The 1,626-nt window shown below is 64.5% G+C and carries 1 protein-coding gene and 1 pseudogene; both read right to left on the minus strand.

Annotated features, from left to right (window positions below):
- The coding region (locus tag JCM25156_RS16050) for a hypothetical protein (protein ID WP_025813902.1) at positions 1-803 on the minus strand (803 nt) is incomplete at its 3' end.
- Positions 804-941: 138 nt separating this feature from the next.
- Positions 942-1,626, minus strand: a pseudogene (locus tag JCM25156_RS16055) (chromosome partitioning protein ParB); the annotation flags it as partial.

The raw sequence follows: 1,626 nt of genomic DNA on the forward strand, positions 1-1,626 counted from the left end.
ACTCCGCGCAGATAGAATGACGCTATGCCGAGGCTCTTGCTGCCGACTTCGGAATTCCAGGCATAGAAGCCCCGGAAATAGAGATCGGGGTCGCCGTTGGGCAGGCGGCCCGCCTCGATCGGATGGGTATCATCGACCAGAAACAGGAACACATCGCGATCCGATGCGTAGAGCGTCGTAGTCTCCTTGGTGATATCGACATAGGGATTATGGGTCATGGTGGCCCAGTCGATGACACCCGGCACCTTCCAGTTGGTATCGCCTGTGCCGTCACCGGCGATCTTGCGCACCGCGCCGACCAGTTCATGATCCCAGATGCGGCCGTAATCGGGGCCGGTCACTGCGCGCAGTTCCACCCGACCGTCTTCGGTTTCCAGCGTCTTGACCAGTTCGGCGCGGTGCGACAGCAGTCCGTGCTGCAGATTGATCGCCGCCAGTGGGGCCGGAAGATTGCGCAGATATGACGATGGCGCGCCGACCAGGCTGCACATCTGGCCGAAGGACCAGTGTGTGGGCGCGATCGGGTCATTCTGCCCCAGTACGGTGAGGGTCAGGCGCTCGGCATTGTCGCGCGATGCTTCCACGCGAATGGCACGGCTTTCGACGGTGCGCGCGGTGACCCGATCCGCACGCGCTAGGGTCGCAGCGTGCAGATCTGACAGCGAGAGATACCGCTCGTCATCGGGGCGCGAGAACCATTCGGACGATACGCGGGCGCTACGCTCCCCACGCGAAGGATCGATCCGGAAGCCGCCGGACGCGGCGCCACGGGACGCAGGGGGCAGGATGGTGGTTGTGGTCATGGAAAACTCTCCTCTGATGCCGGTTATTCGGCACCCAAGGCGAAGCCGCCCTCTCCCTCTTTCCGGGACACCGGACATGAAAAAAGCGGCTTCCGGGCACCGGAAGCCGCTGTCTCACAATTCCAAAAATCCATTGCGCTACTCTGCGGCGATGGCCTCCACGCCTTCGCCCGCTCCCCGCATTTCGGCAGGGGTGTCATCTGGCCGCCCTATCGTGCGCAGCACCTCGGGCAGCCAGCCCGAACCCTCCAGCAGCCGCTCGGCCTCGCGCGCCATGTCGGGCTTCTTCATGTGGGCAATGCGCTCGGCCGCCTCGTCACCGCGTGCTTCCCGCACTGCCTGCAGGATACGCGCCTTGGTCACCCGGCCGAGATAGTTCTCGACCGTGGGCTGCCAGCCCGCCTCGACCAAATCAAGGCTGAGGGCCGATGCCAGACGATCCGCCCGCTTGAGGCGCTCGGTCACGCTGCGCTGGGACACCGCGCCGTAGGCGGGCATGCGCTCGTAGAGCGCGTTGACCCCAAAGGACAGGCAATGGGCCAGCAGAGCCATGCGGCTGGCATCGTCCAGCCCGTCGATCCAGCGCCACAGCGCATCCTCGTCATCCGGCAGATCATGCTTCCAGCCATCATTGCGCTGGCGCAGCGCATGAGCTGGAAGGCTGCCCGGCATGTCGGGCGAATGGATCGGCAGCGGGATTTCCCGGACATAGGCTTCCAGGCAATCCGCACCCGATGTCTGCCAGTACACATCGCGCACCAAGGTGTGCAGCAGTTCGGTCAGGGCGATATGCGGGTTGCTGGCAAACGCATCCCGCAGGGCC

This window comes from Komagataeibacter kakiaceti JCM 25156 (assembly GCF_000613305.1).